A 16167-nucleotide genomic window follows, 5' to 3' on the forward strand; every position below is an offset into this window, starting at 1 on the left:
AGCCCGCTGGTCGAGTACTACATCGTCGAGAACTTCGGTAGCTACAACCCGAGCAGTGGTGCCACCCGGCTCGGTAGCGTCACCACCGACGGTGGTACCTACGACATTCTGCGCAGCCAGCGGGTGAACCAGCCCTCGATCGACGGCACCCAGACGTTCTACCAGTACTGGAGCGTCCGGCAGCAGAAGCGCAGCAGTGGCACCATCACCACCGCCAACCACTTCGACGCCTGGGCCCGCGTTGGGCTGAACCTCGGCAACCACTACTACCAGATCATGGCGACCGAGGGTTACCAGAGCCAGGGAAGCTCGGACATCACCGTCCGGGAGGGCGGCAGCTCCGACCCCGGCAACCCGGGCAACCCGACCACCCCGCCGCCCAGTGGCGGTAGCGGCCAGATGATCGTCGGTCAGCAGTCCGGCCGGTGCCTGGACGTGCCGAACTCGAGCACCAGCAACGGCACCCAGCTCCAGTTGTACGACTGCTGGGGTGGCTCGAACCAGCGGTTCACCCACACCTCGAGCCGCCAGCTGACGGTGAACGGCAAGTGCCTGGACGCCGCGAATCAGGGCACCAGCAACGGCACGCGGGTGACCATCTACGACTGCCACGGTGGCGCGAACCAGCAGTGGAACATCAACTCCAACGGCACGATCACCGGAGTGCAGTCAGGGCTGTGCCTCGATGCCGGTGGCAGCGGTAACGGGGCGTTGATCCAGCTGTACAGCTGCTGGGGTGGAGCAAACCAGCAGTGGAGCCGCCGCAACTGATCCGTCGGTTCGGGGCCAGGCGCTGACGGGCCTGGCCCCGTGCCTCCTTGAGAACCACAGCGGTGCGCGCGAGCGCTACGACCCGGCGGCGATGGCGGGCGGGCGTCCAAGGGCCGGAGGCGATGCGGCTAGGCTGGGTCATTGTGCTCGTACTGGTGGTGGACAGCTCGACCCCGGCGGTGACCGCGGCGCTCGTCGAGGTCACCGCGAGTGGCGTCACGCCCCGGGCGCACCGGTGCACCGTCGACGCTCGGGCGCACGGCGAACTGCTCGCCCCGCAGGTCGACGCGGTGCTCGCCGACGTCGCCGCCCGGCCGGCCGACCTGCACGCGATCGTCGCCGGGCTCGGCCCGGGCCCCTTCACCGGGCTGCGGGTGGGGCTGGTCACCGCCGCCACCATGAGTCAGGTGCTCGACATTCCCGCCTACGGTGTCTGCTCGCTGGACGCGATCGGCCACCCTGCGGCGGCCGGTGAGCCGGTGCTGGCGGCGAGCGACGCGCGGCGCCGGGAGATCTACTGGGCGGTCTACGACGGCGCGGGCCAACGTCTCGTCGGGCCGGAGGTCGGTGCACCGACGGTGGCCGCCGATCGGGCCCGGGATCTGGGCGTGACCGCTGCCGTCGGCGACGGTGCCCACCGCTACGCCGAGGTCCTCGGGCTGCCGCTGCGACCCGAGCCGCGCTACCCGGACGCGATCGCGCTGGCCACCCTGGCCGCCGAGCGGATCCGCACCGGCGCGCCCGGTGACCCGTTGACGCCGCTCTACCTGCGTCGCCCGGACGCGGTGGCGGCGACCGCGCGCAAACCGGTCCTGCCGTGAGCCGCGGGCAGAGCGGTCTTGTCGTGAGCGAGGTGCGACTCGGCCGGTTCCGCTGGTGGCACATCGACGAGGTGCTGCCGATCGAGGCGGACCTCTTCGGTGCCGAGCAGTGGTCGGCACCGATGTTCTGGAACGAGTTGGCCCACGGGCATTTCTACCGGGTCGCGACCGACGGCGAGGGCGCGGTGCTCGGCTACGCCGGGCTCGCCATCGCCCCGCCCGACGAGGCGTGGGTGCAGTGTGTCGCGGTCCGGCGGGACGCGCAGCGCCGGGGGATCGGCCGGCTGCTGCTGGAGGCGCTGCTGGCCGAGGCCAACCGGGTAGGCGTACGCGCCGTGCTGCTGGAGGTCGCCGCCGACAACGCGCCGGCCCAGCGGCTCTACGCGATGCACGGATTCGAGCCGATCGGGGTACGACGCGGCTACTACCAACCGAGCAACACCGACGCGCTGGTGATGCAGCGCACCCAGGACTGAGACCCCATGGCTGACGAACCACTGATCCTCGGCATCGAGACCTCGTGCGATGAGACCGGCGTCGGTGTCGTACGCGGGCACACCCTGCTCGCCGACGCGCTCGCGTCCAGCGTGGACCAGCACGCGCGGTTCGGCGGAGTGGTGCCGGAGGTGGCCAGCCGGGCGCACCTGGAGGCCATCGTGCCGACAATGGAGCGGGCGCTGACCGAGGCGGGGGTGACGCTCGCCGACATCGACGCGATCGCGGTCACCGCCGGGCCCGGTCTGGCCGGGGCGCTGCTGGTCGGGGTGGCGGCGGCCAAGGGGTACGCGGTGGCCGCCGAGAAGCCGGTCTACGGAGTCAACCATCTCGCCGCGCACGTCGCGGTGGACACGCTGGAGCACGGTCCGCTGCCCGAGCCGGCGATCGCGCTGCTGGTCTCCGGCGGCCACTCGTCGTTGCTCCTGATCGACGACCTGGCCCGGGGGGTGACCCCGCTGGGCGCCACCATCGACGACGCGGCCGGCGAGGCGTTCGACAAGGTGGCCCGCCTGCTCGGCCTGCCGTTTCCAGGTGGGCCGTACATCGATCGGGAGGCCCGGGCCGGTGATCCGGCGGCGATCGCCTTCCCGCGTGGCCTGACCGCCGCGAAGGATCTCGTCGCGCACCGTCACGACTTCTCCTTCTCCGGGTTGAAGACCGCTGTGGCGCGGTGGGTGGAGGCCCGCGAGCGGGCCGGCGAGCCGGTTCCGATCGCGGACGTCGCCGCGTCGTTCCAGGAGGCGGTCTGCGACGTGCTTGTCGACAAGGCCCTGGACGCCTGCCGAGGTCGGGGTGTGGAGACGCTCGTGATCGGCGGGGGAGTGGCGGCCAACTCACGGCTGCGGGCGATGGCCGAGCAGCGGGCCGCCCGGCACGGCATCCGGGTCCGGGTGCCCCGGCCCGGCCTCTGCACCGACAACGGCGCGATGGTGGCGGCCCTCGGCTCGCACCTGGTCGCCTCGGGTGTCGCGCCCAGCCGGCTCGACCTGCCCGCGGATTCGGCCATGCCGCTGACCACTGTCAGCGTCTGAGGAGGACGGCGACGTGATCGTACGGATGTGGGAGGCGCGGGCGGAGCCGTACGCGCTCACCGACCTGATCACCTGGGTCTGCGACAGCGCGCTGCCCGAGTTCGAGCACGACCCGCTGCACCTGTCCAGCGAGGTCTTCACCTCCACCGACCACCGGGTCGTGGTGATCTCCAAGTGGCGCAGCAGCCCCCGGCCGCTGCCGGACCCGCCGGTGATGCTGCTCGCCCGGCAGCCGCATTCCTGGGACTTCACCCAGGTCGACCGCTGACGCGACCCCGGGGCTGACCGCTGACGCGGCGCCGGAACGCGCCGGTCAGCGGATGGTCACCGTGGTGGTGGCGGTGGAGCGGTCGATCTCGCTGGTCCGGGCGCTGATCCGCAGCGTCCAGTCACCGGCGACCGGGAAGTGGATCTCGGCGCTGCCGTGGTGCGGCTCCAGCGCGAACACGTCGACGGTGATCGGCTCGATGCCGGCCTCCGGCAGGGCTGCGGTGACTGTCCACTCCGCCACCGGCAGTTCCTTCGCCTGCGGGGTGTAGACGTACGCGTGCAGGCTGTTCGGGGTGCCGGCGACCGCCGGGTAGACGTCGAACTGAAGGGTGAACAGGTCGGTGGTGAGCGACTGCGCGACGCCCTCCCGGGTCACCCCGTCGGCCGCCGTACCGGCGGCGCGGCCGGGGGGCGTCTGCACCAGCACCGCGGTCAGCGCCAGCACCACCGCGGTCACGGCGAGTTCCACGCCGGCCGCCCGGGCCACCCACCTGGGCCGGCTCGCCGCGACCCGGCGGCGGATCAGCCGGCGTTGTCCGGCCGCGACGGCCAGCACCCCGGCCAGCAGTGCCGCCTTGGCCAGCAGCAGGCGGCCGTAGGTGCTGCCCCACAGGGCCGAGGGCCGGCCGAGTTCGATCGCGGCCTGAATGATTCCGGCGGTGACGAGCCAGGCCACGGCCAGCGTGGCCCACCTGGACCAGGCCGGCAGGATGCGGGCGAGGACCCGTTCGTGGGTGCCCCGGAGCAGGAACACGGTGAGGGTGAGCAGCCCACCCAGCCAGACGGTGACCCCGGCGATGTGCACTGTGGTCAGGGCGATGCTCACCGGCGGTACCGGCGAGGCGATCGGATGCCCCGCCAGTGGCCAGGTCACCAGGCCGGCCACGCCCACCGCCGCCAACGCGCCGGTCCGCCAGCGGCCGGCGGTGCCCCGGGTGACCGCCGGCAGCAGCACCGCGGCGAGTCCGACAAGCGCCAGGCGTACCGCCAGCACCACTCCGACGTCGGTGTCGGCGACCGCGCGCAGGTCGGCGGCGGAGAGCCGACCGACCGGCGTGCCGACCACCTGAGCGGCCTGCCCGATCCAGGTGCCGACCGTACCGGCGGCGACCAGCCCGAGCCCGACAAGCGCCGCGATCGTCGCCCCGCGTCGGGACCGGCGTCGGGGCCAGAGGGTCGCGGTGAGCAGCGGCGGGCCGACCGCCAGGAGCAGCCCCAGGTACCCGAGGTACTTCGCCGCCGGTACCAGCACCCCGGCCGGCGACTCGGACTCCGCCAGGGGCGGCTCGGGTGGGGTCGCCGACGGTGCTCCGGCGGCGAAGGTGAAACTGCCCGAGACCGGATGGCTGTCCGCCGAGATGACGCGGTAGCTGACCAGGTAGGTGCCGAGCGGACGATCCGAGGGCCGCAGGGCGATCCGGATGGTCCCGTCCCGGACCTCAGGTTCGCCGACGTTTATCCGTTTGCCGTCGGGGGCGAGGACCTGCACCCGGCCGGGGACCACGGCGATGTTCTCGCTGAAGGTGACAAGCACTTCGCGCGGCGCGTACCCGAGCACCTCGTCGCGTTGCGGGGTGGTGGCCACCACCACGGCGTGCGCCGCCGCTGGGCCGGCGGGGCCCAGGGCGGCGCACAGTGCGATGAGGGCCAGCCCGAGCAGGGCAGCGGCTCGGGTGCGGGCGGTCATCGGTCGGGGTGGTGGCGGTCAGCTGCGGCGGAACATGCGGTACGTGAGGAAGCCGCCGGTGCCGAGGGCGCCGAGGAAGATCGCCCAGATGAGCGTGTTGCTGACGCCGATCTGCGGGCCGGTGTTGGCCGACGCGGCGGCGAGCAGGCCGTCGTTGCCGGGGGCCGGCAGCGCGGCCGGCGGCAGCTCCGCCCAGCGGACCAGCCCGGTGCTCTCCAACATGATCATGTGGTCGCCGACGAACTTGTTCGTCGCGTTGGCCAGGTCGCGGACGACATCGTTGCGGGTACTGGCCCGCACCGCGCTGACCACGGGGAAGATCTTGCCGTGGGCGACCCGCAGCCGGGTGACGAAGATCTGGTCGAAGCGGGCGCCCCTGGCGTCCTTCATCTCGTTGAGCCAGCCCTGCTGTTCGGCGGTCGGCTGGTTGGGGATGGTCGCGCCGAGCTTGTTGGCGGCCTCCACGGTGAGTCGGTCCAACTCCTCGTGCTGACGGGCGATCTCCGCGCCGATCTCCCGGACCACCTGGGACTGGCCCTTCTCGGCGGCCATCTGCCCGGCCGGCATCTCCCAGAGCCCGGCCAGCCGCACCCCGTCGAGCAGGGCCTGGTCGGCGGCGGCGAGTTGCTGAGCGGCGGGTGCGCCCAGCGCCACGCCGGGCAGGACGACGAGAGCTGCGGCGATCGTGGTGAGCAGCACCGCCAAGCGACGGGACCGGTTGCCCTGCCGGCGACGAGTGGAATCCAGCGGTGCCATGTCTGCGGCGCCTCCTCGGACGAGAACCGATCAGTTGAGCGATGGACGCCGCACCCCGTCGGCCGTCCGCACACTGGTACGGATTGTCTGGCCGATCAGTTCACCGGTTGGCGAAACCGGCTCGCGAAAACGTGAAGTGGAGGTCAGCCGACGTCGAGCGGGTCGGCCAGCAGCCGGTCGAAGGCGAGTTCGGCGGCACCGACCAGGGGCGCGTCCTCACCGAGCTTCGGCGTGCGCAGCCGGACGTGTTCCAGGCAGGCGGGCAGCCCGTTCGAGTTGAGCCGGCTGCGCACCTGGGCGGCGGCGGCCAGATAGAGGTCGCGCATGGTACCGCCGAAGATGACCATCTCCGGGTTGAAGATGTTCACCAGGTTGGCGACGCCGAAGCCGAGCCAGTCACCGGCCTGCCGTACCGCGACCTGGGCTCGGGCGTCCCCGCGGTCGGCGGCGTCGAAGACCGCGAGCATCGCCTCCCGGCCCCGGGCGTCGGAACGGCCGGCGGCCCGGAGCAGCCCGTGCTCGCCGATCTCGGTCTCCCAGCACCCCCGGTTGCCGCACTCGCAGCGGGCCCCGTCCCGGGACACCACCATGTGGCCCACCTCGCCGCTGTAGCCGCCGTGTCCGGTCAGTCGCCGGCCACCGGCGATGATCCCGGCACCGACGCCGACGTCCCCGTAGAGGTAGATGACGTTGTCGCAGCCGGCTGCCGCGCCACGGGCGTGCTCGGCGAAGGCCGCCACGTCGGCCACGTTCCCGACAGTGACCGGCACGTCGACTCCGAGTTCGGTGCCGAGAGCCGTGCCGATCGGTTCGTCCACCCAGCCGGTGGTCGGCCCGAGCCGGACCAGGCCGTCGTCGCGGCGGACCATGCCGCAGACCGCCACTCCGGCACCGACGCAGACGGCGTCCTCCGGCAACGCCTGGCGCATCTCCTTCACCGCGCCGGCCAGCAGCGGCGCGGCCTCCGCGGCGGTGAGACCGCGTGGGCGGTCCAATTCCCGGCGGTCGAGCACCGCGCCGCCCAGCCCGACCCGGGCGGCCCGCAGCCGGTCCACCTCGATGCTGTACGCGTACGCGAAGATCCGGTCCGACTCGGGCCGGACGACCAGCGACGGTCGTCCGGCCCGGCCAGTTTCCCTCGGCGCCCCCTCAGTCACCAGGCCGGCCGCGGCGAGGTCGGCGGTGAGCGCGCCGATGGTGCTCCGGTTCAACCCCAGCGCGGTCGTCAGTTCCGCGCGCGTGGTCGCACCGTGCACGTGCACGAAGCGCAGCAGGGCGCCGAGATTCTGCCGACGAATCTCGTCCTGGCTCGGTCCCACGCGCATCGGTTGTGACTACTTTCGGTGGAGCGGATCAGCGGTTACCACTGGCTGCGGCGCGTCGGCGCGACAACGCGTCGACGCTGGCCGCCAGGAGCAGCACCACGCCGGTGACCACGTACTTGACGCCCGAGCTGTAGCCCATCAGGCCCATGCCGTTGTCGATCACCGCGACCACGGCACCACCGAGCACCGCGTCCAGCACCCGGCCCTTGCCGCCGAAGAGGCTGGTTCCACCGATCACGGCCGCACCCACGGCGTAGAGCAGCACGTTGCTGCCACCGGTGTTCGGGTCGACCGAGTTGGCCCGGCTCGCGGCGACGATGCCGCCGATCGCGGCCATCGTGGAGCAGATGACGAAGACCGAGATGCGGATCCGGTCCACGTTGATACCGGCCCGGCGGGCGGCCTCCTTGTTGCCGCCGACCGCGTAGATGTGCCGGCCGTAGCTGGTGCGCTGGAGCACGAAGGTCCAGACGATGAGCAGCACGGCGATGATCGGCACGACGATCGGCACGCCCTTGAGTGAGCTGATCAGGACGTTGCGGCTGCGCTCCAGGTTGAGCACGTAGACCGCGAGGCCGAGGATGACCGCCAGCCCGCCGATCCGGGCGAGCACCACCGTGATCGGGTCGGTGATCAGGCCACGCGCGGCGCGATTGCGGTGGCGGAGCAACTGCACGGCGGCGTAACCGGCGACGGCCACGGCGGCGAGCGCCCAGCCGATCACCGGGGGCAGGTTGCGGTTGGCGATCGCCACCAGCACCGGGTCGCGCACCGAGATGTTGCGTCCCTGCTCCATCAGCAGCAGTACCACGCCCTGGAAGGCCAGGAAGCCAGCCAGGGTGACCACGAAGGACGGAATGCCGATCTTGGCGACCAGGAGGCCGAGGATCGTACCGATCACCACGCCGGTGAGCACAGCGGCGATCACCGCGACGTACCAGGGGTATCCGAGCACGGTGACCACATTTGCCAGCACCGCCGCACAGACGCCGCTGGCGAAGCCGGCCGACAGGTCGATCTCACCCAGCAGCAGGACGAAGACCAGCCCCATCGCGATCAGGGTGACCGCCGCGCCCTGGGTGAACAGGTTGGCGAAGTTCCCGGCGCTGAGGAACGAGGGCCGCATGATCGCAAAGACCGTGCAGAGGACGAGCAGGCCGAGGACGGCGGGCAGGGCACCGATGTCGCCACCGCGTACCCGTCGCCAGTAGTCGCGGACGTGGCTGCCGACGGAAGGCGTCGGCGTGACGGCGGCGGGACCGTCCTGCTTGACGGCTGTGGTGCTCATGAGACGCCTCCCGTGGTGCTGTCGGCCGGCGCCGCGCCGTTGCCGTTGGTGGCCGGTTCGCTGGCGAGCCCGAGTTCGCCCGAGCGGCCGGCGGTGATCAGTTCGACCACCTGCGCGTGAGTGATGTCGGTGGTCTTCACCTGGGCGACCATCTGGCCGAGGTAGAGCGCGGCGATGCGGTCGGAGACGGCGAAGACGTCGTTCATGTTGTGCGAGATGAGCACGACGGCCAGGCCGTTGTCGGCCAGCCGCCGGACCAGTTCGAGCACCTGGGCGGTCTGCGCGACGCCGAGCGCGGCGGTCGGCTCGTCCAGGATCACCAGCCTGCTGTTCCAGAGCACCGCCTTGGCGATCGCCACCGTCTGGCGCTGGCCGCCGGAGAGGCTGGAGACGTGCTGGCGCAGCGACTTGACGGTGCGTACGGAGAGCCCGGCGAGGGTCTCGGCCGCCATCTGTTCCATTGTCGGCTCGTCGAGGACGATGCCGCTGCGCTTCTCGCGGCCGAGGAACATGTTCTGCACGATGTCGAGGTTGTCGCAGAGCGCGAGGTCCTGGTAGACGACCTCGATGCCGAGCGCCGCGGCGTCGCGTGGGCTGTGGATGTTCACCGGCCGGCCGTCGAAGACGAACTGCCCGGCGTCGGTCGGGTAGATGCCGCTGATGCACTTGACCAGGGTCGACTTGCCGGCGCCGTTGTCACCGACGAGCGCGGTGACCTCGCCCGGGTAGGCGGCGAAGGCGACGTCGCGTAGCACCTGGACGGGACCGAAACTCTTGTCGATCCCGCGTAGCTCCAGCAGAGGGGTCGCGGACACGGGGTTCTCCTTTGTCACGGAGGGAGATCGGAGCCCGTCCAGCGGCGGCAGGCCGCCCGGCACGGGCTTACCGTGCCGGGCGGCGCCACCTTAGGCGGGTGAGGTCAGCTGATGCCCGCTTCGGTGCAGAGCTTGGCGAAGTCGCCGGTGCAGACCTCTTCCTTGGTCACGAAACCGTCGGCGATCACGTCCTTGACGTTCTCCTTGTAGATCGCCTGCGGGGTGAGCAGGACCGACGGCACGTCCCGGTTGCCCTCCGGGTCCTTGACGGTCTGGCCGGTCTCCTTGCGCTCGCCCTTGGCCAGCGCGATGGCCAGCTCGGCGGCGGCGTCGGCCTCCTGCTTGACGGCCTTGTAGACGGTCATGCACTGGTCACCGGCGAGGATGTTCTGCAGGCCCTGCGTGGTGGCGTCCTGGCCGGTCACCGGGACCTTGCCGTTGAGGTTGTTCTTCTTCAGCACCGAGATCGCGGCGTTGCCGAGGCCGTCGTTGGCGGCGAGCACGCCGTCGATCTTGCCACCGGTCTGGGTCAGCATCTGCTCGAAGATCGTGGCGGCCTGGGCGTTGTCCCAGTCCGGCACGGACTGGTCGGGGCCCTTGGTGTACTCGTTCGCGTCGAACTTGGGCTTGAGGACCGAGTCGTACCCGTTCTTGAACAGGGTGGCGTTGTTGTCGGTCGGCGACCCGTTCAGGTACGCCACGACCGGCTTCTCCGCCTTCTGGTCGGTCAGGCACTTGGCCAGGCCCTCGCCCTGGAGCTTGCCGACAGCCTCGTTGTCGAAGCTGACGTAGTACTCCGCCGAGCCGCCGAGGGTGAGGCGGTCGTAGTCGATGGTGGCGACGCCCTGCGACTTGGCCTTGTCGAGGACGGCCTTGCCGGTGCCGGAGTCCAGGTTCACGATCATCAGCGCGGTGACGCCACTCGTGATCATCTGGTCGGCGATGGTCTGGAACTGGGTCTTGTCGCCCTGCGCGTTCTGGATGTCGTAGTCGACGCCGGCGGCCTCGAAGGCGGCCTGGAGGAACTTGCGGTCGGCGCCCTCCCAGCGGGCGGAGGACTTGCTGTCCGGCAGGATCACGCCGATCTTCGGGGTCTTGTCGGAGCCGGAGCCGGCCTGGTCGCCGCCGGAATCGTCGCCGCAGGCCGTCAGGCTGCCGAGGGCCAGCAGGCCCACGGTACCGACGGCGAGGAAGCCCTTGCGCATGTGCAGGGTCCTTTCGAGGGTGGGGAAGGGTGTCGGTGTTTTGTTTTGTTGTGTCCGGCAACGTATTGCGCCCCACACGCCAGCACAAGAGTGAGCCGGTCACGAGTTTGTTGTCGGCGGTAACAATTCAGCAACGCCCTCGACACCGTGCCGCCACCGTCCGTGTTCCGGTACCGGTGTCCGGTCGACTGCGGAGGCGCCGAGCGGATCAGGTGGCGGCGAGGGGCGCGGTGTCCGCGCCGGTGAGCGCGACCAGGGCCGCGGGGGCAAGTTCCACCTGGAGTCCCCGCCGCCCGGCCGAGACGTACACCGTCGGATGCTCCAGGGCGGAGACGTCGAGGACCGTGGGCAGCCGCCGCCGCTGACCCAGTGGGCTGATGCCGCCGCGTACGTACCCCGTGGCCCGCTCGGCCGCCGCCCGCTCGGCAAGCGTCGCCCGCTTGCCGCCGACGGCCGCCGCGAGTGCCTTGAGATCGAGATCGCCGGTGACCGGCACCACCGCCACGGTCAACGCCCCGTCGACCTCGGTGACCAGGGTCTTGAAGACCCGCTCGGGTGCCACCGCGAGCGCGGCGGCGACAAGCGCGCCGTAGTTGGGCTCGTCAGGCGAGACATCGTACGGATGGGTGCGATGGTCGACCTTCCGCTTCGCCAGCAGCGCGGTCGCCGGCGTGCCACGTCCCGCCATGTCCGCCAACCTAGCCCCGGCCCGAGGCCCGAACCAGTGTCTTCCCAGCCGGTGGTGCGCAGGGTCGGCGTTCAGATCGCCGGGCGGCAGACCAGGACCGTCGGGGCGCCCGCGGTACGGGTCAGCACCAGGCTCGCCGGCTGGTCGCCGGCCAGCCGCAGGTCGCGCCGGAGTCGCTCGGGCTCCAGTGCGGAGCCGCGCTTGAGGATCTCCACCCGGCCGACCCGCCGCTCCCGCAACAGCGCCCGCAGCCGCTTGAGGGAGAACGGCAGCACGTCTGTCACCTCCAGGCAGCGGGCGTACGGCGTGGGCCGGGCCGCGTCGGCGTAGAGGTAGGCGATTGTCGGATCGGCCAACGTGGCGTCCAGTTCGGCAGCGAGCTCGGCCACCAGGTGAGCCCGGACCACCGCCGGATCCGGGTCGTACACGAAGTTGCGCACCGGTCCGACCGGTGCCTCCCGCGTCCCTGACCCGGTCAGCTGGTGCGCCGCCGGCAGCTTCTCCTTGAGCACTGTCGCGCGGCGGGGCAGCTCGGCCAGTTCACCGCACCAGAGGGCCGCCTCGACCAGGTCGCCGTCGACGCTCACCCACTCGGCCTCGGCACCGGGCGGGATCAACGCGTGGTCGATCCCCGGCGCGACCTTCACCACCGTGTGCGACACCCGCTCGGCCAGGCCGGTCACGAAGTCCCACGGCGGCGAGTACGAGTTCGGGTCGAAGATCCGTCGGCCGGTACCGGCCCGGCGTCGGGCCGGGTCACAGAAGACCGCCTCGACCCCTGTCACGTCGAACGCGGTCGCGTCGCCACACTCGACGGTGACGAGGTCGGCCAGCCCGGCGGCCTGCGCGTTCGCCTCGGCCAGCGCGGCGGTGAGCGGGTCCGCCTCCACCGCGTACACCCGGATGCCGGTGCGGGCGGCGGCGAGCGCGTCGGCCCCCAGCCCGCAGCCCAGGTCGGCAAGCGTCGCCACCCCGGCGGCGCGCAGCCGCCGGGCGCGCCGGTCGGCGACAACCTGCCGGGTGGCCTGCTCCAGTCCCGGCCGGGTGAAGAACATGCCGTTCGCCGCGGGCCCGAACTTGCCGGTCGCCCGGCGGCGCAGCTCCGCCTGGGTCAGCGCCGCCGCCGCGAGCCCGGCCGGCACCCCCGCCGAGCGCAGCGCCGCCGCCGCAGCCAGCGGATCGCCGCCGGCCACCCGGACCGCCGCGTCGAGCGCGGCCGACCCCTCAGGGGTAAGCAACGCGGCGAACTGCTCCAGATCCACCCGCCCATTCTTCCGCCCCACCCTCGTCCACCCCGCCCGGCCTCTTGTTCGTGGTGCAGGCCGGTCGCGACGTGCGGCATCTCGGGCCTTTGGCCCGGTGGGAGGGTGTGGGTTGCGGCATCTCGGGCTATCGCGTCAGCGGGAGGGCGCATCATGCCGCAACTCGCGCACATCGGTGGGGGAGGGGCGGGCAACTCTGTAGGCCGAGCCGAGCCGAGCCGGGGCGGCCGGGGGAGCGCGCGGGGCGGGAACGGCGCAGCCGGATGCCGTGTCGGGTGAAGTCAGTGGGTGGGGCGGTGGGGGGCGATGAAGGCGCGCCAGGCGGCCGGGGTGAAGCCGAGCGCCGGGCCGGCCGGATCCTTGCTGTCGCGCACGGCGACCACGCCGGGCAGGTTGTCGGCGACCTCGACGCAGGCGCCGCCGTTGCTGTTGCTGCGGGAGGATTTGCGCCAGGCGGCACGGGTCAGGTCCATGACTTCGCCACTTCCTCGATCAGGCGGGCGGACTGCCGGCGCGGCAGCGCCTCACCGGCCACAGTCTCCCAACGCCGCCCCAGGCTGGCAAGGTCGTTCGGGCTGTCCACGGTGTGCCCCCGGAGCTGGTTGTCCAGGTGTGCCACCTCGGTGCCGTCGGCGAGCCGGGCCAGCACGAAGGGGCCGTTGAGTCCGACGTACCACGGGGTCTCGGCCGGGATGATCCGCACCTGGACGTGCGGGCGGTCGGCGAGGCTGCGCAGGTGCTCCACCTGCTCGCGCATTGTCGCGCGCTCGCCGACCTGCCGGCGCAGCACCTGCTCGTCGAGCACCGCGACGAGTTGCGGTGGATCCTCGCGGGCGAGCACCTCCTGCCGGGCCATCCGGGCCAGCACCCGCTTCTCGATCTGCTCGTCGGTCAGCGGTGGACCGGCCCGGAGCATGGCCCGCGCGTACGCCTCGGTCTGGAGCAGGCCCGGCACCACTGCCGGGTCGTACCAGCGCAGCGCGACCGCCTCCCGCTCGATCTCGCCCCACGGCCGGAACCAGTCCGGCTCGGCGTGCAGCCGGATCAGCTCCAGCATCCCGACGAAGAGGCCGCCGGTCTCCAGCACCTTGTCGAACCGGGCCAGGTAGTCGGCGCTCAGCTGGTTCGGGCCGATCTCCATCGCGCTCACCGCCGACGGAGAGTAGTTGATCATTTTGCTCAACTCCTCCTGGCTGAGCCCGCGCACTTTGCGGGCCCGGCGCAACTGGTCGCGTAGGAATCCCAGGGTTGGTACGTCCGCCATCTGTCCGCCCTCCGTGACGTGGTCGCGCCGGAGAGTAAGGGGTGGTCGATCGACGGGGAAGTGACTGTCGGCGTGTTGCGGTCAACCCTGGCGAACGGCGGCGGAAGACTGCGAAAAGAGTGGCGGTACGGGTGCGCGAGCGTGACGACACGAGGGTGGTGGATTGGCACTCTCCTTGACGGAGTGCTAGCCGAGGAATAACCTGCGATTAGCACTCTCACCCTGAGGGTGCCAACCTTCGGGCCCTGGTGTCCGGGGGTTGAACGCCAGGCGGACCGGCACCCGCGACGACGGCCCCGCCCGGTGGCATGTGGCAGATTGACGCCGGTCGGCATGCCGATCGGCAACGAAACCAAGTACCCCAGGAGGGTATGCCCGTGACTACCGCGACCAAGGTTGCGATCAAGCCGCTCGAGGACCGCATCGTGGTCCAGGCGAACGAGGCCGAGACCACCACCGCCTCGGGCATCGTGATCCCCGACACCGCCAAGGAGAAGCCGCAGGAGGGCACCGTCCTCGCTGTCGGCCCGGGCCGGATCGACGACAAGGGCAACCGCGTGCCGATCGACGTCTCCGTCGGCGACACCGTTCTCTACTCGAAGTACGGCGGCACCGAGGTCAAGTACGCCGGCGAGGAGTACCTGGTGCTCTCCGCCCGCGACGTCCTCGCGGTCATCGAGAAGTAAGCAACCGATCAGTGTCGTTGCCCCGGTCCGGCTCGCCGGGCCGGGGCAACGTCGCTTTCGAAGGGACATAGATGGCGAAGATCCTGAGCTTCTCGGACGACGCCCGGCACCTGCTGGAGCACGGTGTCAACGCGCTCGCCGACGCGGTCAAGGTCACCCTCGGGCCGCGCGGGCGCAACGTCGTCCTCGACAAGAAATTCGGTGCGCCGACGATCACCAACGATGGCGTGACCATCGCCAAGGAGATCGAGCTCACCAACCCGTACGAGAACCTCGGCGCGCAGCTGGTCAAGGAGGTGGCGACCAAGACCAACGACGTCGCCGGCGACGGGACCACCACCGCGACCGTGCTCGCCCAGGCCATGGTCCGCGAGGGCCTGCGCAACGTCACCGCGGGTGCCAACCCGGCCGGCCTCAAGCGGGGCATCGACGCCGCCGCCACCAAGGTCTCCGAGGCGCTGCTGGGCAAGGCCGTCGAGGTCTCCGACAAGAAGTCGGTGGCGCACGTCGCGACGATCTCCGCGCAGGACGCCACCATCGGTGAGCTGATCGCCGAGGCGATGGAGAAGGTCGGCCGAGACGGTGTGATCACCGTCGAGGAAGGCTCCGCCCTGCACACCGAGCTGGACGTCACCGAGGGCCTTCAGTTCGACAAGGGCTTCATCTCGCCGAACTTCGTCACCGACGCGGAGTCGCAGGAGTCGGTCCTGGAGGACGCGTACGTCCTGATCACCACGCAGAAGATCTCCGCGATCGAGGAGCTGCTGCCGCTGCTGGAGAAGGTCCTCCAGAACAACAAGCCGCTGCTCATCATCGCCGAGGACGTCGAGGGCCAGGCGCTGTCCACCCTGGTGGTCAACGCCATCCGCAAGACCCTCAAGGTCTGCGCCGTCAAGGCGCCCGGCTTCGGTGACCGCCGTAAGGCGATGCTCCAGGACATGGCGATCCTCACCGGTGCCGAGCTGGTCGCCCCGGAACTGGGCTACAAGCTCGACCAGGTCGGCCTGGAGGTGCTGGGCAGCGCCCGGCGCATCGTGGTCGACAAGGAGAACACCACGATCGTCGAGGGTGGTGGCCAGGCCAGCGAGGTGGCCGACCGGGTCGCCCAGATCCGCAAGGAGATCGAGGCCTCGGACTCCGAGTGGGACCGGGAGAAGCTCGCCGAGCGGCTGGCCAAGCTCTCCGGCGGTGTCGCGGTGGTCAAGGTCGGCGCGGCCACCGAGGTCGAGATGAAGGAGCGCAAGCACCGCATCGAGGACGCCATCGCCGCGACCAAGGCCGCGGTCGAGGAGGGTACGGTCCCCGGTGGCGGTGCCGCCCTGGCGCAGATCCTGCCGGTGCTCGACGACGACCTCGGCTTCACCGGCGACGAGAAGGTCGGCGTGTCGATCGTGCGTAAGGCACTCGTCGAGCCGCTGCGCTGGATCGCCCAGAACGCCGGCCACGACGGCTACGTGGTCGTGCAGAAGGTCACCGGCAAGGACTGGGGCCACGGCCTCGACGCCGCCGTCGGCGAGTACGTCGACCTGACCAAGTCCGGCATCATCGACCCGGTCAAGGTGACCCGCAACGCGGTCACCAACGCCGCGTCGATCGCCGGTCTGCTGCTCACCACCGAGAGCCTTGTGGTGGAGAAGCCGGCCGAGCCGGAGCCCGCCGCGGGCGGCCACGGCCACTCGCACGGCCACGGTCACAGCCACCAGCACGGCCCGGGCTTCTGAGCCCTGCCGTACGCCGGACGTGGGGCGCACCGTCGACAAGACGGTGCGCCCCACGCGCGTGAACGGGGCGGTCGCGGCT

The 16167-nt window shown here is 71.3% G+C and carries 17 protein-coding genes; 7 read left to right on the top strand and 10 right to left on the bottom strand.

Going from position 1 to position 16167, the window contains the following annotated elements; translation table 11 throughout:
* From AB0I71_RS30615 to AB0I71_RS30635, 5 genes are all read left to right on the top strand, one after another.
* The coding region (locus AB0I71_RS30615; RefSeq protein WP_357590571.1) for a glycoside hydrolase family 11 protein at positions 1-771 on the top strand (771 nt) is incomplete at its 5' end.
* Positions 772-914: 143 nt separating this feature from the next.
* Positions 915-1592, top strand: coding sequence for a tRNA (adenosine(37)-N6)-threonylcarbamoyltransferase complex dimerization subunit type 1 TsaB (tsaB, locus tag AB0I71_RS30620; RefSeq protein ID WP_357590573.1), 678 nt, complete (start codon positions 915-917; stop codon positions 1590-1592).
* A gap of 23 nt (positions 1593-1615) precedes the next feature.
* A complete protein-coding gene (gene rimI / locus AB0I71_RS30625; RefSeq protein ID WP_357590575.1) occupies positions 1616-2068 on the top strand; it encodes a ribosomal protein S18-alanine N-acetyltransferase in 453 nt (150 codons plus the stop codon).
* A gap of 6 nt (positions 2069-2074) precedes the next feature.
* The gene (gene tsaD / locus AB0I71_RS30630) at positions 2075-3121 is read left to right on the top strand and encodes a tRNA (adenosine(37)-N6)-threonylcarbamoyltransferase complex transferase subunit TsaD (RefSeq protein ID WP_357590577.1); all 1047 of its coding nucleotides are present in this window, start codon (positions 2075-2077) and stop codon (positions 3119-3121) included.
* 13 nt (positions 3122-3134) lie between these two features.
* Positions 3135-3389, top strand: coding sequence for a hypothetical protein (locus AB0I71_RS30635; RefSeq protein WP_357590579.1), 255 nt, complete (start codon positions 3135-3137; stop codon positions 3387-3389).
* Between the two features lie 45 nt (positions 3390-3434).
* On the opposite strand, the gene AB0I71_RS30640 is transcribed toward AB0I71_RS30635, so the two are convergent.
* From AB0I71_RS30640 to AB0I71_RS30685, 10 genes are all read right to left on the bottom strand, one after another.
* On the bottom strand, positions 3435-5078 hold the full coding sequence (locus tag AB0I71_RS30640; RefSeq protein ID WP_357590581.1) for a copper resistance protein CopC: 1644 nt from the start codon (positions 5076-5078) through the stop codon (positions 3435-3437).
* An 18-nt stretch (positions 5079-5096) separates the two neighbouring features.
* Complete coding sequence (locus AB0I71_RS30645) at positions 5097-5834, bottom strand: DUF4142 domain-containing protein (RefSeq protein ID WP_357590583.1); 738 nt, start codon at positions 5832-5834, stop codon at positions 5097-5099.
* A 143-nt stretch (positions 5835-5977) separates the two neighbouring features.
* Positions 5978-7159: an ROK family transcriptional regulator gene (locus AB0I71_RS30650; protein WP_357590585.1), complete on the bottom strand. Its 1182-nt coding sequence runs from the start codon at positions 7157-7159 to the stop codon at positions 5978-5980.
* 28 nt (positions 7160-7187) lie between these two features.
* Positions 7188-8447, bottom strand: coding sequence for an ABC transporter permease (locus AB0I71_RS30655; RefSeq protein ID WP_357590587.1), 1260 nt, complete (start codon positions 8445-8447; stop codon positions 7188-7190).
* Positions 8444-9262: an ATP-binding cassette domain-containing protein gene (locus AB0I71_RS30660; RefSeq protein WP_357590589.1), complete on the bottom strand. Its 819-nt coding sequence runs from the start codon at positions 9260-9262 to the stop codon at positions 8444-8446. The genes AB0I71_RS30655 and AB0I71_RS30660 overlap by 4 nt, the downstream gene beginning before the upstream one ends.
* 104 nt (positions 9263-9366) lie before the next feature.
* Complete coding sequence (locus AB0I71_RS30665; RefSeq protein ID WP_357590591.1) at positions 9367-10467, bottom strand: substrate-binding domain-containing protein; 1101 nt, start codon at positions 10465-10467, stop codon at positions 9367-9369.
* Between the two features lie 208 nt (positions 10468-10675).
* Entirely contained in the window at positions 10676-11155 is a 480-nt protein-coding gene (gene ybaK, locus AB0I71_RS30670; RefSeq protein WP_357590593.1) for a Cys-tRNA(Pro) deacylase, read from the bottom strand.
* A gap of 71 nt (positions 11156-11226) precedes the next feature.
* A complete protein-coding gene (locus AB0I71_RS30675; RefSeq protein ID WP_357590595.1) occupies positions 11227-12417 on the bottom strand; it encodes a methyltransferase domain-containing protein in 1191 nt (396 codons plus the stop codon).
* Between the two features lie 281 nt (positions 12418-12698).
* Positions 12699-12890 (bottom strand): DUF397 domain-containing protein, encoded by a 192-nt coding sequence (locus tag AB0I71_RS30680; RefSeq protein ID WP_357590597.1) that lies wholly within the window; start codon positions 12888-12890, stop codon positions 12699-12701.
* Positions 12881-13681 (bottom strand): helix-turn-helix transcriptional regulator, encoded by an 801-nt coding sequence (locus AB0I71_RS30685; protein WP_357590599.1) that lies wholly within the window; start codon positions 13679-13681, stop codon positions 12881-12883. Before AB0I71_RS30685 ends, AB0I71_RS30680 begins: the two co-directional genes overlap by 10 nt.
* 371 nt (positions 13682-14052) lie before the next feature.
* Between AB0I71_RS30685 and groES the strand changes: the two genes are divergently transcribed.
* Together groES and groL are read left to right on the top strand one after the other, a co-directional pair.
* Positions 14053-14367, top strand: coding sequence for a co-chaperone GroES (groES, locus tag AB0I71_RS30690; RefSeq protein WP_089155197.1), 315 nt, complete (start codon positions 14053-14055; stop codon positions 14365-14367).
* A 71-nt stretch (positions 14368-14438) separates the two neighbouring features.
* Complete coding sequence (gene groL, locus AB0I71_RS30695) at positions 14439-16088, top strand: chaperonin GroEL (protein ID WP_357590601.1); 1650 nt, start codon at positions 14439-14441, stop codon at positions 16086-16088.
* Positions 16089-16167 lie beyond the last annotated feature (79 nt).

Origin of the sequence: Micromonospora sp. NPDC049891, assembly GCF_040660295.1 — a bacterium.
In the GTDB taxonomy this organism is placed as follows: domain Bacteria; phylum Actinomycetota; class Actinomycetes; order Mycobacteriales; family Micromonosporaceae; genus Micromonospora.